Below are 24,743 nucleotides of genomic sequence, written 5' to 3' on the forward strand. Positions count from 1 at the left end.
CGACAGCAATACTATGATTCCCTGAAAGAAGCAGCATAGGGTACAAAATCCTTGAGGAAAATGTGTCAACTAATCTTGACAAAATCAGGCAGACACATTTCAAGCATTCGGTCATAGATACGGGCGTGGGCGGTGTCCTGTGGATTTTGCAGTTCCGTAAGGCTTAGATTGGTGGTGACAATCAGCGGCTTGCGGCTGCGGTATCGGCTGTCAATTACATTGTAGACCTGTTCCAAACCGTACTCCGTGCCACGCTCCATTCCAAAATCATCAAGTATCAGCAGAGGAAAACGGCAAAGACGCTCGATATACTCGTTTCGCCCCTCAAAGCTGGCGGTCAAATCATTCAATATCGCAGAAAAGTTTGTCATGCGGACGGAGATTTCCTGTTCCATAAGGGCATTGGCAATGCACCCGGCAAAATAGCTTTTTCCTGTGCCTACCTTGCCCCACAAGAGCAGACCATAGTTGTTTTCTCTCATCTGCTCCCAATGCTCCACATATAAATGTGCCTTGCTCATCTGTGGGCATTTGCCGTTGTCATGTGCAAAAGTCCATTCCTGCATGGTGAGGTCGGTAAAGCCCCGGCGTTTCAGTTCCATAACGGTGTCAAGGTGTCGCCTGCGTTCCTCGGCAGCTTCACGCTCCAAACGCTTTTCCCGTTGGCAGTCACATTCTGTCGGGTGTTTGTCATGCCCCAACCATGCAATGGTTTCTTTAGGAAAGTAGGCTTCTTTCGCCGTGCGGCACTTGCCGCAGTAAAGAAGACCATCCTCGCCTGTGTAGTCCTCCGGGTCAGCGGTGGCAGTCATCATATTCAAAACGGTATCGGTAAAAAGTTCACTCATAAACTCTCGCCCTCCTTAAAGGTGTAATCGGGTATGCCTTTTTTCGGTGGTTTCCTGGCTTCGTCCTCCTGCACCCACTTGTATATCGTGGCTGCATGGCTACGGTATTTCGTTCCTTTGGACGCTATATGGGTAGATAGGCGGTCAATATAATACTCCCACTTGTCGGGCAGTTCCGCTTTCAGCTCGTCAAGCTCCGTATTGGAAAGAAATACATTGTTGTATCTGCCATAGCAGCGGGCGGGGGCTTGTCCCGTTTCTAAATCTCTCTCTTTTTCTATCTCTATATCTATCTCTTTCTTTATCTCTATCTCTGGTGGACGATTGTCGGACAAATGTCCGCCGTTTGTCCGGGGCGGTGGCAAAGCCTTGTTTGCAAGCCTTGCCGCCCGTTTTCGTTCCGCTTCGGTAGAGGATTGACCTATCATCAGTTCAATATCGGTCATGTAGAGCAAACCGCCGTGTAGCTGCTCCACAAGCCCCAACTGCTGGAAAATCCCTAATGCCCGTTCTACTGTGCCTACCTGCTGTCGGGTAAGGGTGGCGATCATCTGTGCTGTGTAAGGGATATTCTCGTCAAGCTGCAACTTGCCGCCGTTTTTCAGCGATTTTAAGTACAGCTTCAAAAGAATGTTGGAATAGAGAATACCGTCCGGCATACTCTCCAACAGCACGATAGCGTCATCATCAAAATAGCTTTCTTTCAGTTTGAGGTAATAATATTTGCGGTTATCTGCCATAGGCGGTGTCCTCCTTTGGTTTCCAACGCTTGGAGTAATACCGGGGGCAGAGGATAATCACGGCTCGAAAACTCTGCTTGCAATCGTAGGTGCAACTCCGGCAAAGGTCGTTATAGGTAATTCGGTTTCGGTGGTTGAGGAAAAAGCTCCATTCAAGCCGCCGTTTATTGCTCATGCGTGGCATTGGTACGCTCCTTTCTGCCGTTTCCGTAGGTGTCACGGATAGGGCGTGAAAACTGTATCTTCTCGGTATCATTTTCGGGGATTTTTTGCCCTGTACGCCCTGTTTTGAGGTTGGGTAGTATTGCGGATAGGGGTAAGGGCATATCCCTGTTTTTGTTTGGTTTCGGTATCATTTCGGGGCGGTTTTTAACGCTCCTGTTCATGCTTTTTCTGTCGGCTCGGCTCGCCGTGGTGCATTTGGGAAAGATTGCTTTTCATGGTCTGCAACTCTCTGACACGCTCTTTATTTGCCCGGTACTCGTTGTAAAGGGCGTTTTTCTCGGCGGTAAGCTGCTCGATTTCAGCCTGCAACGATTTATAGGTGGGCAGCTTGGTAATGCCTTTTTGCCGAAAATATCTTACGGCTGCGTCTGCTATGATAAAGTCGCTTTCATGCTTTTCCCGGTAGGCTTTGCGTGCCTTATCGGTTTTCTGCTTTTTCAATCCGTCCCGCACATCTCTTGTCTTGACATAGGCAAGCACCTGTTTCTGCAAGTCCTTTTTCTCACGGATAGCCGTTTCAATGGGCTTCAGCTTGGCGGTGCTGCTGTGTAAATCCGCATTGGCAGACACAAGGGCTGCGTCCAGTTCCTCCGGGGTAAAGCCGTATTGTTCCATAGCGGCAACGGTAGCCGCCATCTGTTTGAGGTTATGGACAGCCGCCCAACGGTCATAGCCGATACCTTTTCCCTCGGCTCGCTTCGCCGCACGGTCAACCATTCTCTGAATGTTGCCTGTCGGGGCGATTTTCTGCGTTTTTCCTCGCTCTGTGCGGTTTGTTTCAGCGGTATGGTATTCGGGTATGGGTGCGGTCTTTTCGGCGGCTCTTTGGGCGTTCTGCTCCAAAAGGGCAAGAACGGCGGCACGGTCAAAATCATCTCCCAGTTTTCGGGCGGTAATGGGTTTTGTCCTGTCTGGGGTAAGGTAGGACAATCGCCCTCGGCTCTCTTTGACGGATATTCCATGCTGTAAGAGGATTTCGGAAAACTCATCAAAGGTGGTAGCCCTATCAAGGGCGTTTCGTATGGTCTGCCGCAATTTTGCCTTGTCGGTTTCAAACTTGGTCTGCTTTACAGGCTGTCCGGCGGCAAGAGCAGCGGCATTTTCTTTATCAAGGGCAAGCTGCCCTTTCTTCTGTGCCCAATACTCACGCTCGGTAATGCGGTTTTTACTGCCGTGGAGCAGGTCAATCTGATAGAGATTTTCCCGGTGGCACATCTCCATGACTTCGGCTTTGAAGTATTCCATAGCGGCGTCCGTACATCGGTGTTTGCACCCGGCACGGGTGTCTGCCGGTCTGTCCATGTAGGGCAATAGGGGTACTTCTTCAATCCGCAGGGAATTGATAACGATGTGAACATGAATATTGCCGCTGTGGTTGTGTCCGTCCGGGTGGGTGCAGACAATGGCTTGGTGTCCGGGGAAATGTTCGGCACAAAATTTCTCGCCCAATGCTTGCGCCCTGTCTACGGTCAATCCGTTGTCCGCTGCGTCCCATGGGTCAAAGGAAATGATATAGTGGTGGCTTTTCACATCTTCCCGTTTTTGGTTTTTGCCGTATCGGAGATTTGCCCGCATACAGGCAACGGCAAAATCTTCCTCGCCGCAGTTCATAGTGGCTATTCGGTAGTCCTCCCGGAGTATGAGCCGCCCGGCTTCGTCAAGGGCGGGTTTCATGGTAAACTCGTCATGCTCAAAGGTTAGATATTGCTCGGCTGCACCGTAGTCCGCATTTTTAGAGCTGATATGCTTGAATGTTGCCAACAGCGTCACCTACCTTTCGCAAGACTTCAAACTTCAAGGCGGCAAGGTCGGAAATGGCGGCTCTCACCTCAACGGACAGGGCATTATAGGGCGTTCCGTATTCATTGAGAGAATGTGCGATCTGATTGAGGTTGCCACCGATTTTTCCGTATTCTGCGGTCAGCTTGCCAACAGCGGACAGCAGTTCATCATTGACCGGGGACACGGTAACAATGGGGCGAATGGTCGCCCTTGTTATGGCTTGCCGGATAAACTCGGCTTGGCTCATGTCATAGTTCTTTAGCCGTTCTGTGAAGTCAGCATATTCTTCCTCGGTCATGCGTGTCTTGACAACACGGCTTCGGTGGGGCGTATTGTATCGCTTTCCTATGGGTATCAACTCCTTTCACTTACCGCCGTTTTGAGGGCGATTTTTTAAGTATTTTTCGGTGGGATTCTCAAGCGGCGAATGCCGCATAGCAGGGTTTGGGGAAGGCACTCCCCAACAAGATTTACCAAAGGGGCAAAACCGCAGATATGCGGATTTTGGCACCGTGGTAGAATCTTGCTCTAAGTAAGCCGTAGATTTCCCCTTGCACTTACTACTCGTATAGCTGCCGCCTGTTTTGGCCGGATTTCTGCAAAAATCTTACGGCGTGGGGCGATTTTTACCCGCAGTTCTTTCTTTCCGCTAAAGATACATTTCAAAGGCCGCCAGCTACCCGCTTGCCGGGAATTTTCTCAAATTTTCCTTTGCCTTAGAAATACAGAAAATGCAGATTTGGCTACCGCCGCAGAAAATTTTTTGTTTCCGGCTTCACCTACCTACTACGGATGACTTTGCGATTTTGCCAAACGGATAAAGAAAAAAGCAGCAAATCTTTTTCAGACTTACTGCTTTCGCTGGCCGCCGATGGGCGGTGGATATTCAGTTTTGAAAGTTCAGGTCAGGTTGGCCCGATGATGGATAGCACAATAAATTCCTGTTTTCCCTTTAAGGCATTGTGCATTTTTTCTATTTCTCTTGATGATTATTTTTTTCATAATCAATCAATGTACCTATAACAATTCCAATCAACATTCCGATACCTGCACAAATAGAAATAGCAAAAAGATTTTGCAAAAACGCCCATGCCAACACACCTATGCAACCACCGACAATAAATCCTGTTAATAAGCCAATAGTTAAGTATTTATTACTTTTCATATTGCTATATCTCCCCTAAAAGTATATTTGTCGTTGGTTCTATTATACTATGACCTGCTTCCTTTAGGAATAGATCAATGATATTTCGCAATAGCCAGCAATGAACGCTTGCATTGCGCAAGACGTTACATTATCTTCTGAAACATATAGCGCACCTTGTCCAGGCGGCTGTTTGGACGGCGGGGCTGGATGACTGGCTTGCCGACAGCGGCCTGATACCCTTTCAGTTCTGTAAGGCATACGCTCTGCCCGTTGGTGTAAAAGGCCAGATCAGTACGGTATGCCTGTATACAGCGGGCGGGCATCTCGCCAGTAAAGACAACTTCATCCTTTTTTACCTGGACCGTTTCGATGGTGGCACAGTATTTCGGTGCATCATGATAAGCCCTGGAAAGATATTCCCGGGGCGCATAGAGGGTGAAGGAGAGATAAGGTTCCAGCAGTTGCGTCCCTGATTCCTTCAATGCCTGTTCCAATACAATCGGGGCCAATGAGCGGAAGTCCGCCGGCGTGCTGACCGGACTGTAATAAAGCCCGTATTCAAAGCAAATCTTACAGTCCGTTACGTTCCAGCCGAACAAGCCCTGCTCCAGCCCGTAACGGATACCATCCCTGACAGCGTTTTGAAAACTCTGGTTCAAGTATCCCAGCGAAACCCGGCTCTCGTATTGTACACCGGAGCCAAGCGGGAGTGGTGTAACAGACAGTCCGATGGATGCCCAAAACGGGTTGGGCGGCACCTCGATATGGATGGTGTGGCTGGCTGCTTTGAGCGGCCGCTCCATATAAATGACGGTGGGTTCCTTTACCACTGTTTCAAGCTTGTATTTTTCCGACAGCAAAGCGGAAACAACCTCCAACTGCACCCGGCCCAAAAAAGAAAGAATGATCTCATGGGTGATGGAATCCACCTCGCAGCGCAAAAGCGGGTCAGTATCCGCAAGTTGCGTAAGAGCGTCCAGCAGCCGTTCTCTTTGCGCTGCCGTTTTCGGCGCAATCGACGTCCGCAGCATGGGGAGGGGGTCCTCACGCCACCTTTTACGAGGGAGCCGGGTTGGGTCCCCTAATACATCGTTTAACCTCACGCTGTCGCTGGGAAGGATAACAATTTCACCCGGATAAGCGGTGTCTGTCCGAACAATTTCCCCTTTGGATGGAATACGCATCTCTGTGATTTTCAGCTTTTCTCTCCCGGCCAGGGCCACCGTATCCCGCAGGCGCAGCGTTCCGCTGTATAGCCGTAGATAGACACGCCGCTGGCCGCAATCTGTATACTCCACCTTGAAAACGCTGCCGCATAGGGCGGCGCTCCCCTGTTCCCCAATCGGTTGGAACAGCCCTGTCACCGCATCCATCAACGGTTGAATGCCAAGGCCCTTTTTGGCGCTGCCATAATAGACCGGGAACAGGGAGGCGTCTTGAACCCGCCGCTGTTCCTCCCGCACAAGTTTTTCCCGGCTGATTGGTTCTCCTGCGATATACTTTTCCAATAATTTATCGTTATTTTCGATGACCGCATCCCATGCTTCTATGTCGGTATTTTCCTCCAGGACTATTTCCGGGGACAGCGACACCGTCTGCTTGATGATAATATCGGCGGAGAGCTTATCCCGAACAGACTGAACCACGCTCTGCAAATCAACGCCAGCCTGGTCGATCTTGTTGATAAAGATAACGGTGGGAATGTTCATTTTCCGCAGGGCATGGAACAGAATACGGGTCTGGGCCTGCACGCCATCTTTAGCGGAGATCACCAAGATGGCCCCATCTAAAACAGCCAAAGAGCGGTACACCTCCGCCAAAAAATCCATGTGGCCGGGCGTATCCACAATGTTGACTTTACATCTGTGCCACTGGAAGGAAGTGACTGCCGCTTGAATGGTAATCCCACGCTGCCGCTCCAAAAACATGGTGTCCGTCCTCGTTGTCCCTTTTTCGACGCTCCCCGGTTCTGAAATGGCTCCGCTGGCATATAGCAGGCTCTCCGTCAAGGTCGTCTTTCCAGCGTCTACATGGGCAAGAATTCCAATATTGATTATTTTCATGTGATTGTCCTCCCTTTACTGCCCCGAAGGGCATAAAAATCCCCAGCAGTAAAATACTTTTACCACTGGGGATGATAATTTGCGGACATACACATATACAGCATACACCTGTTTGTGAGTGCTGTTTTTGGGGATATGTCAAAATTGATAAGGCAAAAGTATTCTTAAATTGGGTACAAAAAACTAAGCCCCTACAAAAGGGACTATCATAATCCTTTGTTCCCACTATTTGATTATAGTTTTATTTAAGAATACCTTGCCGCATATTTTTTACTCCTTTTCTGGAATTGAATTATTATATCACATCAGTATTATATCACATCAGTTTTAGGAAAACAAGTATCTAAAAGAAATTTTTCTTCCCCTTATATGTAACAATCATACCGGCTTCCTAACGTTCAGAATGGTTTCTACTGTCTGCTGCGGTGTTTGGTTGGAATTGTCCAGCCAAAAGCCGATCCGTGGTGTTGTCTGCATTTTACTAAATACAAATTCAATGTATACAGAAAGAAATATATAAGGAGTGGGAGGGATTCCGCCGTAGTCGGCATTGTAGGAAAATCCAAAAGTTTAGATTTTCTCAAAATGCTTATCTTTTGGTCTTTGGTTCGGAATAGTGTAGTGCTGGCGGTCTATCTATTGTTTTCGGTTGCTTGCTTCTTTACCGTACATGAGCATTGGCACCAGGGTTGTCGTTGCCGTAGCCTTCCAGCAGGTTGATCGCTCCCCAGATGCCGAGGCCGGCACCCAGTGCGATAACGAGGGTCTGAAGAACGGTTACTGCGCTGTTGAAAAATGCCATAAATGTGTACCTCCTTGTACGTTGCGCCCTTATGGGCTGATGAATAGTGATTTTCCATCTGCATGTGCACCTGCAAATGGGCAAACATATAGCCAGGTCTCCAATCCCAATCAGAAACCTGGCTATGTAAAGAGGCGGCAGCTCGCCGCCCCTTATCTTATTCTGTTACCAGCAGCGTACCCTTGACATCTTCGTCACCGGAACAAACTTATTTGGCATGATCTGCATCAACTACTTCGTACTTATCACCGGGCTTGAGCTTCAGCCGATGATCGAGAAACGTCTCGATGCTGAACGTGTTTTTCTTATCAGCACCGGCAGTGAGCTTGTAGTTCGGATGCTGGGTCAGATCGTATTTATCTGACTTGAACGGTCTGACACCGCGCAGCTGCAAAATGCACTTTCCGCCATCCAGCACAGCCAGTTCATCCACCGAAGCCAGGTCATGCCCAACCTTTTGGTAATTGGTGCCGTAAGATGGGCTGTTGCCTCTGGTATCGGAAGTGTTGTACAAATCAATCGTTTCTTTTCCCAATGCCTGATTCAGCTCTTTCAGCGTAGTCGGCTCCGAACCGCCAAGGAAAATACGAGAATCCATATTGCCGATGATGGTATCGGCATTGTCCTTGTAGATTGCCTTCAACTGGCTCTGTGCCTGAAGTACCAGACATGCCGAGATTTCTCTTGATCGGATGGTGGCTACCAGCTTTTCCAGATTTGGAATCTGACCAATGTTCGCACACTCATCAATCAGGCAGCGCACATGCACCGGCAATCTGCCGCCGTAAATATCATCCGCTTTCTCGCACAGCAGGTTAAACAGCTGTGTATAGATCATCGAAATCAGGAAATTAAAAGTCGGGTCTGTATCGCTCATAATGAGGAACAGAGCCGTTTTCTTATCTCCCACCGTATCCAGCGACAGCTCATCGTACATGGTGATATCGCGGACTTCCTCAATATCGAAGGGAGCCAGACGTGCACCGCAGCTCACCAGAATCGACTTTAAGGTCTTGCCCGCCGCCAGCTTGAACTTGGCATATTGGCGGACAGCAAAGTGGTTCGGTTTTTTCTTTTTCAGAGCTTCAAACATCTGATCCACTGGATTCTGAAAGGTTTCATCATCCTCGCGCACTTCCATCGCGTTCAGAAATTCAATCAGCGTTGCAAAGTTCTGCTCTTCCAGCGGTGCCTCATAATGGATATAACCAATCAAAGCACAATACAGCAAGGTCTCTGCCTTCGTCCAGAATTCGTCACCGGCCTTGCCGTCCCCTTTAGTGTTGGCAATGAGGGTTGTGGTCAGCTTCAAAATATCCTTTTCGCTGTGAATATACGCGAAGGGATTATAATGCATCGACTTTCTGAAATTGATAGTATTGAAAATCCGGATACTGTATCCGTTCTTCAAAAGGGCTTGGCCGCAGTCGATTACGATATCACCTTTCGGGTCAGTGACCACGTAGGAACTGTGACATTGTAAAAGGTTGGGTTTAAGCCAAAATCTCGTCTTACCGCTGCCGGAACCGCCGACCACAAGCACATTTTTGTTTCTGGCATTTGCCGGATTCTTCGGGCGATTGCCCATCATCAGCCGCTCCGTCCGGGTCAGAATCACATTGTTTGCAAACACTGGATCTTCAAACGGTTCGATGTCTTTCTGCGTACCCCACCGGGCAGAGCCATACTCCATACCATGACGATATTTCTTGGCATTTTTGCCTTTCAGATACACAGCAAGCCGCAGACCCGCTCCGCAGCACACACCAATCAGCAAATCCAGCGGATGCAGACTTGGCATCGGGTTGGAAAATGCTGCACCCAGGGCAGAAAGAAAGCCGAGGAGCTTTTCAGACATGTCTGCGCCCTCGGCAATTCTCCACGCTTCTCCCAGATTGGTACATACAAGACCGGCAATGAAGTACGGCAGGTTCAGGATCAGCAGCTTCTTGGTCTTATTACTCATAGATCACGCTCCTGACTTTTGTGACGAACCTTATCCGGCAGAATTGCAGCCACCAGTTCTTTGAGCTTGTTAAGCTGCTCCAGAACACTCGGTTTTTCCTTTGCTTTCAGCTTGCGGTTGGTGAATTCCTCAAAAGCGGAAGTCAGTGCATCCGCATCCTTCGCCTTAAAGAACACCGTGTACTTGGGTGGAATCACATTTTGGTCTTTCGTAATGGCATAATCCACACCGTATTTCCGCGCCACCTGTTCAAAGCCTTTCAAATCCGTTTTCTCAATGGGGATACTGCTGACTCCCTGATTCTGACCGATCAGTTCTTTGATGCTCTGCTTTCCAAGCGGCATCTGCGCTGATTTCTGAGCCGCCTTTGCCTGATGGTGCCGTTTCCACGCATTATAGCCATTCACGATAGTGCGAAATGTCAGTTTCGTGGTACTGATTGCCAGATTGACGGTACGATTTTCAACTTCTTCCTGCATGAATCTCCGCCTCCTTCCTTACAAACTGTCCCGGTCCGGTGCCGGTTTACTCTTTTCTTGGGGCTTTGCAGCCTTTTCCTCCATCTTCTTCATCATGTCATCCGGAACCGGAATCGCCATGATGCTGCGCCCCATACGAACGAACATCTGGGGCTGATGGAACTGCTCCTCAAATTTCTGCATCTGCTCCGAAGTCAGAGAACCAAAGTCATCCTCTGTCAACCCTACCACCAGAAAATCACCGGCATAAATGTCCTGCATATCCCCGTCTTCGGTGTAAATCGCACGGTTCAGCGGCAGACCATTGATTTTGCCGGATTCATTCAGAATAATGGCCACTTCATCCTCAAATGGATAGGTGACTTCAATATCGCCGCCGACCATGGCCTGCAAATCTTCCAGCTCCGTGCCAACACTGATTTTCTTCGGATAGGCATTGGGCTGTACCAGCAGCACATCCATTGTCCTGGTCTCTGCCAATTCATGTTCTCCCACGGTCTTGAAATCCACACCGGTGAAATCGCCGGAATCCAGAACATAGTCCTGATTGTTCCACGCCTGCGTCACCATGCGTTCCGCATCTTCCTGTGAGGCAGCTTCCACGGAAACCTTTCTCTGGAGAGTCTCTGTAATCTCCACATCAAATTTCTTCATAGGCACCTCCTTAGATCAGGCGCAGTGCCGGAACCAACTCGCCGCCAATGGAAACCACCGTCAGGTTCTCGTTCACATAGTCGATGGTGCGTTCCAGCGTAAACAGATTGATGCTGCATTCGTTGCCGTTCTGGTCGATTTCCGAAACCTCCGCAGCTCCCAACAGATAGCGGGTTCTGTCAGTCTCGATCACATCGCTCTTATCATAATGGAGAAGCAGTTCCCCATCTGCCACCAGATCAGCCTCCATCTCATCGTAAACATCCTCAAAGATGTCTCGACTGCCATCCTCGGTCAGGAGTTCGCCGCCAGCCCCCGGCAGGATCACCATCACAATGCGCTCCTTCGGGTGATCTTCACGGATTGCCTCCAGCATCAGCCAGTTATGAAGCATCGCAATGGACTTCTCAAACATGGAATCATCCATCGGATTGGGCTGCGATGCACCGTGCGGGCAGTTCTTGCAATCCATGCTGCACACTGCGTTGTTCTGATTCTTCTTAAAGTTCATCATCATAAAAATCTCCTTCTCATCGTTCCATATCTCGTTGTTTACTTCGCTGCCATTTTTCCAGCAGCCGGATAATCGTGTCCTGCATCTGCTTCGGCGTATAGGATTTCGGGAAATACTTCCGAAGAACCTCGTTTTTAATCGTCACATGGTCAAGCTCATCCTTTTTGATTTCATTCATCACTTCACACATGGCATCCAACGTGCAGCCGCCCTCCTGTGAGAGCTTCTTCAGCCGCTGTGCCTGCGACAGGGATGGAGATGCCTGTGCATAGTCCATTGCCTCCAGAAATTCCTTCTGTTCAGACGGTTTCAGGTAAGACAACTCCACCGCCGGATTAAAGGCGATTTTCTTCTCATCCACCATATCCAAAATTTCAGGAATCAGGTTGGTAAGGCGGATATAGCGTTTAACCGTATCCTTACTCATTCCAACAGCTTCACCAATAATCTCCGTAGACAACTTCGGTGCAAATTGCTCCGAAGTCAAATCTTTTCTCTGACCCTGATGTTTCATCGCCTCCAACTTCATCTTGTAGGAAAACGCTCTCTCGCTGGGAAGAATATTCTCCCGCTGCAAGTTGCTGTCCACCATAAAGATGATTGCTGCATCATCGTCCATTTCCTTGACGATGACCGGCACAGTCTCCAAACCTGCCAGCTGCGCCGCATGAAGTCTGCGGTGTCCTGAAAGAATTTCAAATCCGCCTTCCGGGTCAGGTCGGACAATCAGTGGTGATACCACACCGATCTGCTTGATGCTCTCTACGGTCTGTTCCATCAGCTCGTCATCCAGCACCTTAAAGGGATGCCCTTCAAAAGGATGCAGGTCAGAAAGCGGCATCTCCGTCCGCTTCTCCTTAGCCGCAGCGTCGGCAGCTGAGCCACTGCGGTTTTCTGTTGTAATACTGGTTTTTGCTTTTGCCATTCAGCTTCTTAACCTCCTTCCAGCGGTGATAGATGTCATTCTTACCTGCGAAAAACGCCTTTTTTGCCTTGCACTTCATAGATCAAGTACCTCCTTAACGACCTGCTGTTTTTCTTTTCCAATGCTCTTTCTGCGGTCCTCTCCGCTGATTCGCACCGGCGTACACATTTCCAGAATCCTGCTGTAAATCCGGGCGTATGCCACATCCTGCGGATTGCGGATTTCTGCAATTTTCAGATTGGTTGTGATAATGACCGGAAGCCCGGACTTATACCGCTCATCAATGACAGCGTAGACCTGCTCCAGCGCATATTCGGTGCTGCGCTCAATTCCCAGATCATCCAGAATCAGCAAAGAATAGTTGGAAAACGAAGCGATATACCGGTATCGTTCTTCCGAATACATGGCACCCATCTGGTTCAGGATTTTGGAGAAGTTCGTCATCAAAACCGGAATGCCCTGATCCAGCAGCGCATTTGCTATACATGCCGCCACAAAGGACTTTCCGGTTCCGACATCTCCCCATAACAAAAGGCCAAGGTTTTCAGCCTTGACCTTTTTCCACTGCTCCACATAACGTTTTGCCATCTGGATGTCCTTGTTGTCTTCTGCAACGCCAAAATTCCATTCCAGAAGATGCTTTTCCTGAATCCCAGTTGCTTTCAGCTGCCTGATTTTACGCTGCCGCTCCACCAGTTCATCCTGGCGTTTCTTTTCCGCCATCGCTTCCTGCTGGCATCTGCAAAGGCAGGGAACAATCTTGTCTCTGCCCCAGAGCTTTACCCTGCACTGCACCGGAGTATGACAGTTCCGGCAATACAGCAGTCCGTCCACGCCCTGGTATTCCTGCTCTCCGGGTTCTTTCGGCGTAAAGAGCGAATCCAACGCCGCATTCAATACTTCAGGCACCATGTCGCTCATAGGCTGTCTCCTTCCTCAAATGTGTAGTCTGCCGGGTTATACTTCGGCTTTTCTCTCTTTGCCCAGCTCCGGATTGTGGCAAGGTGATTTTTGTAGCTCCTGCCGGTGGAAGCCATATACTCAGAGAGCCGTTCCACCCGCATCTGATAATCTCCTGGGAACTCCTGCCGGAGCTTGCCGTATTCCGTGTCAGAGAGAAGGACATTTTCGTATGAGCCATACCGGTGCTGGATTTCCTTCTTCTCTCTTTTATTGATTGTTTCAGTACTTGTTCTATTAGTACTTAATTGCGCGGGATTTTCCGTAACCGGTGTGTCCGTATCCGGATTTACCGTATACGGCTTTTCCGTACACGGTGATTCCGAACACGGCTTTTTCCTTGGCATCTCATAGATCACATACTCCGCTCTGCCCATCCGACCGTTACTCTCACGCTGCTGGTTCCTTTCCAGATATCCAAGACGTTCCAGTTCTTTCAGAGCTGTAAGCACCCCATCTACGCCATCCGGTGTAATCGAAGATAATCCCCGTACCGAATAGTTCCATGTGTCCGGTAAACTAAGCAGCATAGAGAGAAGTCCTTTTCCTTTCAGGCTGAGACCCTGATCCCGCAGGTGGTAATTGCACATCGTTGTGTAATTGCTGTTTTTCTCAACCCTGAATACCGGCATGGTGCTCACCATCCTTTTTCGCAGGCTCCGTTTTTTTCTTCGGACATTTGCGCGAACGATCTTCGCTGTCCTCCCGTCGATGGTATTTGCCGGTATCCTGCATCATGCGTTCAAACGCCTGAAGGCGTCCCTCTGTAAAAAGCGTCATTCGATCACACCCCATTTCTTAAACAACTTGAAGAGATGATTCTTTCCCTTGCAGGTCACTCTCGTCTGCTGCACCAGTTTTCCGCTTCTGCCGTAGCAATCCCGGACAATAAAATAGCCCCTTGCAGATTTGTCTGCAAAAGGCATCAGCCAGCCGCTTGGACTGCGGTACAGATAGCGGTGATCCAGTAAGAGAGCTACTGCCGTCTTCTCTGGGATTCCGATTTCCTTACAGAAATTCCGGATGCAGGTGCAATCTTCCGAATTTACAAAGGTGTCGAAGTAGTCTGCCTTGGGCTGTGCCGCATCCAGCTGTTTGCGGATACCCTCAAGCTGCTCTCTCTCGGCTACAAGCTCCTGTGCCAGTGTGTAGATGACCTCCGGATGCTGAATCACCTGATCCAAAATGGAATCGCTCATATACACACCATGCTTGCGAATGGACGGGAGAACTTCATCAAACACCCAGTGTTCAAATCGTTCTGCCGATGGCAGCTTGCTGTGAACGATCAGCCGGTAAACATCGCCTTCTGTGATAAAGGAGATTTCAACGACCTGCTCTCCAGCATCTCCATACTGATTCACCTTCTGAACGACCCCCTCGCGTTTCGTTAGGGGGCCTCTGCAATGGCGTTTCACTGCGGCGTAGGGATTCACATACCCCAACGCTTTCGCCACATCGCTTGCACAGAAGAAGGTCTTGCCCGCCTCTTGCAACACGCGGATCGAACCAAACTCCTGGTTCTCAAACACCTCCATCATCTGCCTTGACTGTCCGCCATGACTGCCCACATCGGTGTCATGGGTCTTCTGATTGAAATCCGTCATACCTGTTACCTCCTGCTCAAATTTGTCTCGCCGGATTTCGGGCGAAAAAAATAGAGCCTCGACCCATTCTCGTTTTCAAAGAATGAGCCAAGGCTCTATGTAACAGGATACCTGATATTAAATTTTTGCAGAATTCGTCAGAACTCGCCAAACGAACCTGACACTGTTTTTCATTCCGTTTCAGCCGGATTTTTGCCGAAAATCTGTCAAGGATATGGGGCTAATTTCCCCTCCAAAATGGCCTTCTGTAAACCCATTTTCCCACCCATTAGGCTCAAAAATAGGCCGTAAACCCATGGTAAACCCATCAAAATGGGTTAATTTGAAGTCAAATTTCCTCAAATTTCACCATCGGAATCAGGCGATTTCAGGCATAGAAAAAGCCCGGAAAATGGCGTATTTCCGGGCTTTTTTAGCATTATTAAGCTGTAGATTATCGCTTGCTGAACTGCGGAGCGCGACGAGCGGCTTTGAGGCCGTATTTCTTACGTTCTTTCATACGCGGATCACGTGTCAGATAACCAGCTTTCTTAAGTATCGGTCTGTAATCTGCGTCTGCTTCAAGAAGCGCTCTCGCAATACCGTGACGGATTGCACCAGCCTGTCCTGTGTAGCCGCCGCCTTTTACATTTACGATAACATCAAATTTACCGTCTGTCTCTGTTGCTACCAATGGCTGACGTACGATAACCTTCAATGTCTCAAGTCCAAGATATTCGTCAATATCTCTTTTGTTTATAGTAATCTTACCTGTTCCAGGTACTAAATATACTCTTGCGATAGATTTTTTTCTTCTTCCTGTTCCGTAGAATTTTGCTGTAGCCACTTTCATATCCTCCTTTCGGCCTTCCTAATTAAAATTTCAGTTCTTCCGGCTTCTGAGCCTGCTGTTTGTGCTCTGGACCAGCATATACATGAAGTTTCTTAATCATGGATCTTCCTAAAGGCCCTTTTGGAAGCATTCCTTTTACTGCGAGTTCAATAACTTTCTCCGGCTTCTTATCCATCATCTCTGCCAGAGTAGTTTCTTTCATTCCTCCGACATATTCGGAATGATTATAATAAATCTTCTGGCTGAGTTTCTTACCTGTAACTTTTACCTTCTCTGCATTTACAATTACTACATAATCACCTGTGTCGATATGTGGTGTAAACTCAGGCTTATTCTTTCCTCTTAAAACCTTAGCAACTTCTGATGCTAAACGTCCTAATGTATATTCTGCAGCGTCAACTACATACCATTTTCTTTCAATCTTGTCTGGACTAGCCATATAAGTCTTCATTGGTTTCCCTCCTGTGAATCGTTACATCTCTTTACTTTACTAAAATAGTTTATATTGAAATCAGCTGCCTCCGGGGCTTTGGTTGCAAACTGTTTCTCTTTTTGTCATGCTGTTTTATTATATTATACGCATCCACGTGTGTCAACCATTTTCTTTCAAATTTCACAAGGTTTTTTGTCGGTTTTTTGCTGATTTCTGTATTCCTTTTTCTTTTTCTGTGATAAACTAAATAAAGATGTTGAGGCAGAAGTTCTCAACTATGATGAAAGCGAGGTTTTTATTTATGTGGGCTTATAACAGTGTATTTTATCAAATATATCCCATCGGATTCTGCGGCGCTCCCACCTGCAACGACGGTGAATGCGTCCCCCGCATCCGGAAACTTATGGAATGGAGCGATTATTTTAAGGAACTTGGTATTGATTCTATTCTGCTGAACCCTATTTTTGAATCAGACAACCATGGATATGATACAAGGGATTTCAAGAATATCGACTGCCGTCTCGGAACGAACAAAGACTTTGCCGATGTCTGCAAGGATCTCCATGAACATAAAGTAAAAATTGTCCTGGACGGTGTTTTTAATCATGTAGGGCGCGGCTTTTGGGCTTTCAAAGATGTACAGGAAAAGAAATGGGATTCTCCATACAAAGATTGGTTTCACATCAATTTTGACGGCAACAGCCAATATAATGACGGTTTCTGGTATGAAGGCTGGGAAGGTCATTTTGAACTGGTTAAATTAAATCTTCAGAACCCTGCCGTCGTGGATTATCTTCTGGACTGCGTAAAATTCTGGGTAGATACGTTCGATATTGACGGCTTGAGGCTTGATGTTGCCTATAGTCTGGATCATAATTTTATGCGCAGGCTCCGCTCATTCACACAGGAACTGAAGCCGGGTTTTGCCCTGATTGGAGAAGTATTGTTTGGCGACTATAATCTAATTGTAAATGACGAGATGCTGCACAGTTGTACGAACTATGAATGCTATAAGGGTATTTTCTCCAGTTTTAATTCTATGAATATGTTTGAAATTGCCCATTCTCTCCATCGCCAGTATGGTGCGGATCAGTGGTGTATTTATCGCGGCAAGCATTTGATGAGTTTCGTAGATAACCACGATGTAACCAGACTTGCCAGCATCCTTACGAATAAGAACCATATCCCACTTGCATATGGTCTGTTATTTGGTATGCCGGGAATCCCTTGTCTCTATTACGGAAGCGAATGGGGCGAAGAAGGGGTAAAGGCTCCTGACAATGATTATGCACTCCGTCCATGCTTTGAGAAGCCGGAGCCAAATGAATTGACAGAATTAATAAAACAACTAATTGCCATCCGCCAAAGCAGCGATGCTCTCTGCAACGGAAGCTACCGCAATGTAGTTCTCACCAATCATCAGCTGGTATTTGAACGTATGTCTGATAAAGAGAAAATCCTGGTGGCAATCAATGCTTCCGGGGATGCTTTTACAGCTAACCACGGGGACTTAAACGGCCATATGACAGAGCTGCTGTCGGATAAAGAAATCTGCTTAACCGGGCAGCTTGAAATGGAGCCGTACAGCATCCAATACCTGAGGATAAATGAATGAAAATAGAAAAAGAAAGGTCGTGACAATATGGAAAGGAAAACGGATTTTATTCTCATAGGAGCTGCCATCCTGGATGTTCTTGCGCAGCCTGTAAGCGCAGATGTATTTACTTCCGGCTCCCTTGCTGCAGGTAAAGTCACCATGAACACCGGCGGAGACGCCATGAACGAAGCCTCCGTCCTGGCAGGACTTGGCGCTTCCGTCCGCCTGGTAAGCAAAATCGGGCAGGACGCGGCAGGAACCCAAGTCATAAAAGCCTGCCAAAGCTCTCACATTGACACGGCCTTTATAATAGAAGATTCTTCTATTGATACGGGGATAAATATTGTCCTGGTTGACGGACAGGGTGAACGGCATTTTATTACTTCGCCAAACGGAAGCCTTCGGAAACTCTCTCTGCCGGATATCCCTGCAGAAGCTCTGAAAAACGGAAAATATCTTTGTTTCGCCAGTATTTTTGTCTCCCCTGCTTTTGATAATCATGCCATGAAACAATTATTCGAAAAAGCAAAAGCGCAGGGTCTGCAGGGTCTTATTCTCTGCGCTGATATGACAAAATGCAAAAACGGCGAGACTCTCACGGATATGAAAGAAAGTCTCGCACTGTTAGATTACATTTTCCCTAATTACGAAGAAGCTTCTCTTCTTACCGGCCTTGCCGACTGGGATGAGATTGCCGATGCATTCTTGTCCTGCGGCGTAAAGCATGTCATCCTGAAAGCAGGCGCAAAGGGCTGCTTTATCAAGACTGCTGACCAGCGTTATTGGATCGACGCTTATCCATATGCAGACTGCATTGACACCACTGGCGCCGGAGATACCTTTACCGCATGCTTCCTCTATGCTTTGCATTTAGGGATGTCCCTGCCAGATTGCGGGAAATTCGCCAATGCGGGGGCATCTATCTGTATTGAGGCGGTGGGAGCCGCCGGGAAAATCAAGGATGCTGCCCAAATATTTGACCGTTTCCAATCCATGTCTTAATCCCGGGCGGCTTTCCCGCTATTCTTTCACCAGTACCTTCTGGATTTCTGCAATATACATTGTATGGTAATCCTTATCCGGATACCACTTTGCATCATTCTCCGGAGCGTCAAAACACTCCGGCTTCATTTCCTGATGGTACAGTTTTTTACACACAAAAATCATCTCTGCTTCTTCCACTCCTGCCGTCCCGTCTGTATAAAACGGATGAAGTCCTGCCAGTTCCCATTTATTCTTCACTTCTCTGCCGGAGATGCTTCCGCAGATATTCAAAGCTTTCCGCTCGGTTTCCGGAAGGAAAGAAAGGGTGAAAATCTCTGCCCTGTCCACGAATTCTTTTGTATATCTCTGAGGACGAATGTATGCAGTGGCTACCTTCTTCCCCCACATAATACCAAGCCCGCCCCAGCTTGCCGTCATAGTGTTGGACCCTTCTTTATTTCCCGCCGTAATCAACATCCACTGTTTTGCTATTTTATCAAACGGGTTGAAGGATAATTCATCAATTGCTATTTCTTTAAATGCCATTTTCCTGTCCTCCTGTAAATCCTGTCTTACTGCTTATTTTACATTACCATTCACAGCACCCCACCAGCATACGCACTCGTCGCATCTTCGATGCTCCAGTCCCGCTCCTGGCGGAGCTAAGACTGCTTATGCGGGTGGGGTGACTGCTCCACAGTCCTGATTTGGAATCCCAGATATTTTCTTACGTGCAAGCACGACGAATCTATCTGGGATTTCAAATCGGCTGTGAATGGTAACTATTTTACAATTACTTTCCGGAAATTTTTCTTGCCTTTCTTCAAAACAAGACCTTCTCCCTTCATTTCTTCTGCAGTAAAAGCCTGATAAATATCCGTCACCTTCTCCCCCTCAACGGCAACACCGCCCTGCTGAACCGCACGTCTTGCCTCGGATTTGGAAGAAACCAGCCCACTCTTTACCAGCATAGTCAGGATATCAATCTTGCCATCCGCCATATCCTCTTCTGTCAATTCTGCAGTCGGCATATCTGCTGCCGCTCCCTGGCTGAACAGCGCTCTTGCTGCGTCCTGCGCTTTTTTCGCTTCCTCTTCTCCATGAACCAGCTTCGTCAGCTCATAAGCCAGAATTTCTTTCGCCGTATTAAGCTGTGCCCCTTCCCAGGAATCCATTTTATCAATCTCCTCCAACGGAAGGAACGTCAGCATACGGATACATTTCAACACATCTGCATCAGCCACATTTCTCCAATACTGATAAAAATCAAATGGTGAAGTCTTGTTGGGATCAAGCCATACTGCGCCACTCTGGGTCTTTCCCATCTTCTTTCCTTCCGAATTAAGAAGCAGCGTAATTGTCATAGCGCTTGCATCCTTTCCCAATTTCCGACGGATCAGTTCTGTACCGCCCAGCATATTACTCCACTGGTCATCTCCGCCAAATTGCAGATTACATCCGTATTTCTGGAACAATGCATAGAAATCATAACTCTGCATAATCATATAGTTAAATTCCAGGAAACTCAAGCCTTTTTCCATTCTCTGCTTATAGCACTCTGCCGTCAGCATACGGTTTACGCTAAAGTGCGCTCCCACCTCCCGGAGGACGTCGATATAATTCAAATCCATCAGCCAATCCGCATTATTTACCATAAGAGCCTTTCCATCAGAAAAATCAATAAAACGGCTCATCTGCTTTTTAAAGCACTCACAATTATGCTGAATTGTCTCCGGCGTCATCATCTGACGCATATCTGTTCTTCCCGAAGGATCTCCAATCATGGCAGTACCTCCACCAATCAGGGCAATCGGTTTGTTCCCCGCTTCCTGCAGACGCTTCATCAGGCAAAGCGCCATAAAATGTCCCACATGAAGGCTGTCTGCCGTCGGATCGAACCCGATATAGAAGGTTGCCTTTCCATTATTCACCAGGTCTCTGATAACTTCTTCATCTGTTACCTGCGCGATTAGTCCCCGTGCCTGTAATTCTTCATAAATTCCCATTGTCTTTCCTCTCCTTTATCTTTTCCTTGTCTTTATACCCCGGGCGCCTATGCCGCTTTCCTTCCAATTGCGTGCTGACGTACCTTGCCTTTACGTAAAAACGTCTCGCCCTTATACTAAATAAGGACGAGACGTTATTCCCGTGGTACCACCTTGTTTTACTGATGATTCTCATCACCAGCCTCTGTAAGCTGCTATTACAGCCCATGCACGATAACGTGTGCCTTACGTCGCCGCCTACTGTCTTCTGGTCTGAATCCCTGATTTCGGGGCGAAGCTCCAAGATGTATTCGCAGTTGGTTCTTTCATGCGCCTCTCATCATCCGGCTGCTTTCTGTATGGGGGTCCCGACTGCTACTTCTTCTTTTCTAAGCCTTTTTGTTCTCTTCACTTGACTGAAATACTAACGTATTTTTGTAACTTTGTCAAGATACCAATCAGCTTACTGTTCATTTTTTAATTGTTGGACAGTCTCTAAAGGCAATCCGATTTTTTCAGAAATCGTCTGGACATCCAGAACATCCAGCAGATTTCTTGCATTTTCAATTTTCGCTTTGTTGATGCCCTGGCTAATACCCTGACTAACACCTTGACTTATCCCTTGGCTAATTCCCTTATCAATCAACATTTCTCCAAGTCTTGTCATACTGATTTCCTCCAAAAATTCTTCTAACTCTTCCTTTGATAAAAATTTGTCTGTCATAGCATAAAGCACCGCCTCGATCTTTCTAATATCCTCTTCGGAGACTGCCGTGGCTTCACGAATAAGTTGAAAAGCTGTACGCATACGCTCCTTCTGTGTCATTTTGCCGCTCATAAGAGGAGAGAGCATTAACGGAACCAAATCTTCCTTTGTGAGAACCTGCCCTTCTTTTAATTTCTGCTGTAGTCTGGAAAATAGCCAGTCTGCGTTTTGATCTCGCATGATAATGGGAATAATGCGGTATGTATTCACCCCTTCTGTATACTCGGTTACGGGATTTAAAATATTTCCAGAAAAGAGTACATAAGTGGTAACCGATACTTTGTGCTGATAGCTTGTTACTGCCTCATACATACGAAAACGCTTCAGTCCGTCAATTCCCTCGTTGGTACTTTGAAACTCAAAATGCTTCCAGGTTCCGTTCTCCATAATTAGAGTAAAATCCTGAAACATCTTTTTGGCTTCCAGGTAAATGTTCTCGGTTGGGCCATAACCGACGACCTTTTCCGTAATGCCAAGCCAGGGGAGCAATACTTTTGAAAATTCTCGCATGGCTGTTTTTAATACTATGTCCTCATGCTGTTCCAAAGAGTTTGTTTTTTCTTTTAAGCTGTCGTGTTTCTCCATAGACCTTCCTTTCTGTGAAATTGTACAGAGAAACTATCTGATTATAACTATAGCAAAATATTGCGGTTCAGGCAATGGTTTTAGAATCTTTTTAGTTACAGTGTTTGTGCTGTGAGTTTCTGCTGTTACCATTCACAACACCCCACCAACATGCGCATTCGTCACATCTTCGATGCTTCAAATAATTAGGAAAATTCCTGAAAACAGGTTGACCCTTACTTAAGAAAAATGTAGAAATATAATCTTGATATTTAACAGGAAATTATCATAGGTTCTCTGTACAGACCATCATCTGTAAAATACAGTCTACCTTAAAATTATGTAAACGTCAAGGTCAATTTCGTTGGTGCCGCTTTAAAGATAACACAGGAATTGAAAATCTTCATGTTGCCCTGTATAATTAGGGGAGAATAAATTATAAATTGGAGTGAAAAAACAATTGAAAAACTACAAGTTAAGTTTTGATATTTGGGGACTGCTATTATTCTTGATAATTATGATACCTAATTTTATTTGGTTTTCTATACCTGCGCCAAACGATGTGCTAAGAGCAGATTCGATTACAGAAGTGGTCGATACCATAGCCTCAATATGTCAGGTATTGATGATTATTGCGCTTTGCATTTTTGTGAATAAAAGAAGCTATAAATTCCGCATGACTCCTTTGATAATTGCCGTGGTGATTTGCTGCTTATTATATTTTGCGAGTTGGATCGGGTATTATCTTGGTATGGTGAATACGGTTATCATATTGGGATTGACGGTTCCACCATGTTTGACATTTATGTTTTATGCCATTGACAGAAGGAACATGATAGCAGTAATTCCGATTTCTATTTTTACACTCTGTCATTTGATATACGGAGTAGCTAATTTTATCATTTGATTTTTTATTGATTTGATAGACAAAAATCTTCTTGTAAGACCGGGCACCATTTTGATTATCCGAGAAAAAGAATTAGTCTACGGATATATCTACACAGTTCTTATTATTAGCCAAAATAATTCCTATCATGTATGGTTTAATGAATAAGGGTTGACAGACGTTCTTTTTTTTGATATGTTGTATATACAACAGATGGAGGTGGATTGACTAATGAGCAAACGAGTAGATAACACTGTATGCCATTGTTTAAAAATGAGAAGAAGTGCAGAAAATGTAATACGATTCTACGATAATATTCTTGCGCCATGTGGCATAACGGTAAGACAGTACTCTTTGCTTAATGCTATATCCGAACACAGTGGTTGCAATGTTAGAATATTATCGGAAGCTACTTTACTTGACCGTTCTACTCTTACGAGGAGTTTAAAACCCCTTATTCAAGCTGGTTATATAAAAGACAATAAAGTTGCAGGTGCGAGAGATAGCGTATTGGAACTTACTGAAAAAGGTATTTCTGTATGCAAGGAAGCTGCTAACTTATGGGAAAGTGCGCAACACCAATTTGAAGCAAAATTGGGCAAAGAACAGTTATCTGCATTTGAAAATACCTTAATACTTTTACAAGATTTATAATTTTTTCAAGTATCTTTTATTTTATCGTACATAAAAGAGCATTTTTGTTGTATATACAATATTCAAGGAGGATTTTATATGTCAACAATTATGTACACACCTTTCCATTTAAAAAACATTCAAGTTTCTAATCGCCTTGTAGCAAGTGCCATGTTTGAATATGGTGCAGATAATGGAAAAATCACCGAAAAAATCAAAGAGCGTTACTTAGCACTTGCAGACGGCGGATCTGGTCTGATTATTACAGGAATGCACGCGGTAAGTGCATCTGGTTCTGTTGCCCCGATTATGGTCAATACCGAATATGACAATTATGTCGTTGACATGAGCAATATTGCCAATACAGTACACGAAAAAGGTGGAAAGATTATTGTTCAGTTGCAGCACTGTGGAGGAAAGACAAGTACCGCAGAGGGTTATGACAAATTTGCCGTATGCGAAAAAAAAAGTTTCCGAAAACTGCATTTATCATGAAGCAACAAAAGACGAATTACATAAAGTTGCTGTAGATTTTGCCAATTCTGCATTGAGATGTAAAGAAGCCGGAGTTGATGGAGTACAAATTCATGGGGCACATGGTTACTTAATAAACTCTTTCCTTTCGCCTTCTACGAATTATCGTACAGATGAATATGGAGGGAAAATTGAAAATCGCGCCAGAATTTTATTTGAAGTGTATGACGCAATTAGACGAGCCGTCGGAGATGACTTTATCATAGGAGTAAAATTTCCATTTAGTGATTTGAATGAAAATTCTATCAAACCGGAAGAATCTATTTTTGTCTGCAAGGAGCTTGAAAAGCGTGGAATAAATTTTATTGAGGTGTCCTCCGGAATGGTAATGGACAATTCTTCCGCGTCGTTTACCCCGGTTGTTCGCAATGATAATCAAGCTCCTTTTTTAAAGTATGCTTCTCAACTTGCTTGTCAAGTAGCCATTCCTATTATAAGCGTTTGCGGGTATCGTACACCCGATATGGTTGAGAAAGCATTGTCCGAAACAAAAATATCTGCCGTATCTTTTGGTCGTCCACTTGTTAGAGAACCAAATCTTCCTAACCGTTGGAAAAAGACAGACGTCCTGCAATGTGTATTTCTTGCAATCGTTGCTGTAATTCTTTGGGGGACAAAATTATTACTTGTCAAATTGCGAAATAAGGCAAAATACAGAGATGAACAATTTTCCTCTTTACCGTCCGAAATGCAAGCAGGAAACAAAGCGCGAACAGGCAGAAAAAGCGTCGTTGGTATCTTCCCAGTTTAGAAAGTGGACGTGCGGCTTGAACGCAAAAACATAGAGTCTATAGGCTTTCCAGAGGGAACCTTCCCA

The 24,743-nt window shown here is 46.3% G+C and carries 27 protein-coding genes, 1 pseudogene and 1 other annotated feature; of the genes and pseudogenes, 6 read left to right on the forward strand and 22 right to left on the reverse strand.

The genetic code is table 11. From position 1 onward, the window contains the following. Positions 1 to 65 precede the first annotated feature (65 nt). From OCV99_RS04385 to rplM, 19 genes are all read right to left on the reverse strand, one after another. Positions 66 to 848 (reverse strand): ATP-binding protein, encoded by a 783-nt coding sequence (locus OCV99_RS04385; protein WP_158368607.1) that lies wholly within the window; start codon positions 846 to 848, stop codon positions 66 to 68. Further along, positions 845 to 1,588, reverse strand: coding sequence for a phage replisome organizer N-terminal domain-containing protein (locus tag OCV99_RS04390; RefSeq protein ID WP_055246178.1), 744 nt, complete (start codon positions 1,586 to 1,588; stop codon positions 845 to 847). Before OCV99_RS04390 ends, OCV99_RS04385 begins: the two co-directional genes overlap by 4 nt. Beyond that, positions 1,578 to 1,772, reverse strand: coding sequence for a hypothetical protein (locus tag OCV99_RS04395; RefSeq protein WP_082425539.1), 195 nt, complete (start codon positions 1,770 to 1,772; stop codon positions 1,578 to 1,580). Before OCV99_RS04395 ends, OCV99_RS04390 begins: the two co-directional genes overlap by 11 nt. A 185-nt stretch (positions 1,773 to 1,957) precedes the next feature. After that, positions 1,958 to 3,574: a relaxase/mobilization nuclease domain-containing protein gene (locus OCV99_RS04400; RefSeq protein WP_158368609.1), complete on the reverse strand. Its 1,617-nt coding sequence runs from the start codon at positions 3,572 to 3,574 to the stop codon at positions 1,958 to 1,960. After that, positions 3,546 to 3,944 carry a plasmid mobilization protein gene (locus tag OCV99_RS04405; RefSeq protein WP_082425540.1) on the reverse strand — a complete coding sequence of 133 codons (399 nt, stop codon included), beginning with the start codon at positions 3,942 to 3,944 and terminating at the stop codon, positions 3,546 to 3,548. The genes OCV99_RS04400 and OCV99_RS04405 overlap by 29 nt, the downstream gene beginning before the upstream one ends. A 624-nt stretch (positions 3,945 to 4,568) precedes the next feature. Continuing rightward, positions 4,569 to 4,760 carry a hypothetical protein gene (locus OCV99_RS04410; RefSeq protein ID WP_000841357.1) on the reverse strand — a complete coding sequence of 64 codons (192 nt, stop codon included), beginning with the start codon at positions 4,758 to 4,760 and terminating at the stop codon, positions 4,569 to 4,571. A gap of 125 nt (positions 4,761 to 4,885) precedes the next feature. Next, on the reverse strand, positions 4,886 to 6,805 hold the full coding sequence (gene tet(W) / locus OCV99_RS04415; protein ID WP_158368611.1) for a tetracycline resistance ribosomal protection protein Tet(W): 1,920 nt from the start codon (positions 6,803 to 6,805) through the stop codon (positions 4,886 to 4,888). A gap of 661 nt (positions 6,806 to 7,466) precedes the next feature. Continuing rightward, a complete protein-coding gene (locus OCV99_RS04420; protein ID WP_033121798.1) occupies positions 7,467 to 7,607 on the reverse strand; it encodes a Maff2 family mobile element protein in 141 nt (46 codons plus the stop codon). 208 nt (positions 7,608 to 7,815) lie between these two features. Further along, complete coding sequence (locus tag OCV99_RS04425; RefSeq protein WP_005929977.1) at positions 7,816 to 9,573, reverse strand: VirD4-like conjugal transfer protein, CD1115 family; 1,758 nt, start codon at positions 9,571 to 9,573, stop codon at positions 7,816 to 7,818. Then, a complete protein-coding gene (locus OCV99_RS04430; protein ID WP_005929980.1) occupies positions 9,570 to 10,052 on the reverse strand; it encodes a PcfB family protein in 483 nt (160 codons plus the stop codon). The genes OCV99_RS04425 and OCV99_RS04430 overlap by 4 nt, the downstream gene beginning before the upstream one ends. 18 nt (positions 10,053 to 10,070) lie before the next feature. Then, the gene (locus OCV99_RS04435) at positions 10,071 to 10,706 is read right to left on the reverse strand and encodes a DUF3846 domain-containing protein (RefSeq protein ID WP_129872641.1); all 636 of its coding nucleotides are present in this window, start codon (positions 10,704 to 10,706) and stop codon (positions 10,071 to 10,073) included. 10 nt (positions 10,707 to 10,716) lie between these two features. After that, positions 10,717 to 11,223 (reverse strand): hypothetical protein, encoded by a 507-nt coding sequence (locus OCV99_RS04440; RefSeq protein WP_129872642.1) that lies wholly within the window; start codon positions 11,221 to 11,223, stop codon positions 10,717 to 10,719. 13 nt (positions 11,224 to 11,236) lie between these two features. Continuing rightward, positions 11,237 to 12,145 carry a ParB/RepB/Spo0J family partition protein gene (locus tag OCV99_RS04445; RefSeq protein ID WP_005929988.1) on the reverse strand — a complete coding sequence of 303 codons (909 nt, stop codon included), beginning with the start codon at positions 12,143 to 12,145 and terminating at the stop codon, positions 11,237 to 11,239. Positions 12,146 to 12,220: 75 nt separating this feature from the next. After that, on the reverse strand, positions 12,221 to 13,066 hold the full coding sequence (locus OCV99_RS04450; protein WP_005929990.1) for an ATP-binding protein: 846 nt from the start codon (positions 13,064 to 13,066) through the stop codon (positions 12,221 to 12,223). Then, positions 13,063 to 13,737, reverse strand: coding sequence for a helix-turn-helix domain-containing protein (locus OCV99_RS04455; protein ID WP_097772875.1), 675 nt, complete (start codon positions 13,735 to 13,737; stop codon positions 13,063 to 13,065). Before OCV99_RS04455 ends, OCV99_RS04450 begins: the two co-directional genes overlap by 4 nt. Continuing rightward, entirely contained in the window at positions 13,718 to 13,885 is a 168-nt protein-coding gene (locus tag OCV99_RS04460) for a hypothetical protein (RefSeq protein ID WP_171032223.1), read from the reverse strand. Before OCV99_RS04460 ends, OCV99_RS04455 begins: the two co-directional genes overlap by 20 nt. Continuing rightward, on the reverse strand, positions 13,882 to 14,712 hold the full coding sequence (locus tag OCV99_RS04465) for a phage antirepressor Ant (RefSeq protein ID WP_002576413.1): 831 nt from the start codon (positions 14,710 to 14,712) through the stop codon (positions 13,882 to 13,884). The genes OCV99_RS04460 and OCV99_RS04465 overlap by 4 nt, the downstream gene beginning before the upstream one ends. A gap of 433 nt (positions 14,713 to 15,145) precedes the next feature. Continuing rightward, on the reverse strand, positions 15,146 to 15,538 hold the full coding sequence (rpsI, locus tag OCV99_RS04470) for a 30S ribosomal protein S9 (protein ID WP_158368613.1): 393 nt from the start codon (positions 15,536 to 15,538) through the stop codon (positions 15,146 to 15,148). Positions 15,539 to 15,566: 28 nt separating this feature from the next. Further along, the gene (gene rplM, locus OCV99_RS04475; RefSeq protein ID WP_158368615.1) at positions 15,567 to 15,995 is read right to left on the reverse strand and encodes a 50S ribosomal protein L13; all 429 of its coding nucleotides are present in this window, start codon (positions 15,993 to 15,995) and stop codon (positions 15,567 to 15,569) included. A 283-nt stretch (positions 15,996 to 16,278) separates the two neighbouring features. On the opposite strand from rplM, the gene OCV99_RS04480 reads away from it, so the two are divergent. Beyond that, a complete protein-coding gene (locus OCV99_RS04480; RefSeq protein ID WP_158368980.1) occupies positions 16,279 to 17,592 on the forward strand; it encodes an alpha-amylase family glycosyl hydrolase in 1,314 nt (437 codons plus the stop codon). 27 nt (positions 17,593 to 17,619) lie between these two features. Further along, entirely contained in the window at positions 17,620 to 18,576 is a 957-nt protein-coding gene (locus OCV99_RS04485) for a carbohydrate kinase family protein (RefSeq protein ID WP_158368618.1), read from the forward strand. Between the two features lie 18 nt (positions 18,577 to 18,594). On the opposite strand, the gene OCV99_RS04490 is transcribed toward OCV99_RS04485, so the two are convergent. The 3 genes from OCV99_RS04490 to OCV99_RS04500 form a co-directional block, all read right to left on the reverse strand. Continuing rightward, positions 18,595 to 19,104 (reverse strand): flavin reductase, encoded by a 510-nt coding sequence (locus tag OCV99_RS04490; protein ID WP_158368620.1) that lies wholly within the window; start codon positions 19,102 to 19,104, stop codon positions 18,595 to 18,597. A gap of 236 nt (positions 19,105 to 19,340) precedes the next feature. Continuing rightward, positions 19,341 to 20,564, reverse strand: coding sequence for a tyrosine--tRNA ligase (gene tyrS, locus OCV99_RS04495; RefSeq protein WP_158368622.1), 1,224 nt, complete (start codon positions 20,562 to 20,564; stop codon positions 19,341 to 19,343). 119 nt (positions 20,565 to 20,683) lie between these two features. After that, positions 20,684 to 20,944 (reverse strand) — a binding site (T-box leader). Positions 20,945 to 21,006: 62 nt separating this feature from the next. After that, positions 21,007 to 21,894, reverse strand: coding sequence for a hypothetical protein (locus OCV99_RS04500; RefSeq protein ID WP_158368624.1), 888 nt, complete (start codon positions 21,892 to 21,894; stop codon positions 21,007 to 21,009). 1,096 nt (positions 21,895 to 22,990) lie between these two features. On the opposite strand from OCV99_RS04500, the gene OCV99_RS04505 reads away from it, so the two are divergent. The 4 genes and pseudogenes from OCV99_RS04505 (at position 22,991) to OCV99_RS18340 (ending at position 24,711) form a co-directional block, all read left to right on the forward strand. Beyond that, positions 22,991 to 23,413 carry a MarR family winged helix-turn-helix transcriptional regulator gene (locus OCV99_RS04505; RefSeq protein ID WP_158368626.1) on the forward strand — a complete coding sequence of 141 codons (423 nt, stop codon included), beginning with the start codon at positions 22,991 to 22,993 and terminating at the stop codon, positions 23,411 to 23,413. Between the two features lie 78 nt (positions 23,414 to 23,491). Next, positions 23,492 to 23,887, forward strand: coding sequence for an oxidoreductase (locus tag OCV99_RS04510; protein WP_158368628.1), 396 nt, complete (start codon positions 23,492 to 23,494; stop codon positions 23,885 to 23,887). Then, a pseudogene (locus OCV99_RS04515) lies at positions 23,832 to 24,425 on the forward strand (oxidoreductase); the annotation flags it as partial. The gene OCV99_RS04510 and the pseudogene OCV99_RS04515, both read left to right, overlap by 56 nt. 160 nt (positions 24,426 to 24,585) lie before the next feature. Continuing rightward, positions 24,586 to 24,711: a hypothetical protein gene (locus OCV99_RS18340; protein ID WP_158368632.1), complete on the forward strand. Its 126-nt coding sequence runs from the start codon at positions 24,586 to 24,588 to the stop codon at positions 24,709 to 24,711. Positions 24,712 to 24,743: the final 32 nt, after the last annotated feature.

It is taken from the genome of Dorea acetigenes, assembly GCF_025567385.1.
Classification (GTDB): Bacteria; Bacillota; Clostridia; order Lachnospirales; family Lachnospiraceae; genus Claveliimonas; species Claveliimonas acetigenes.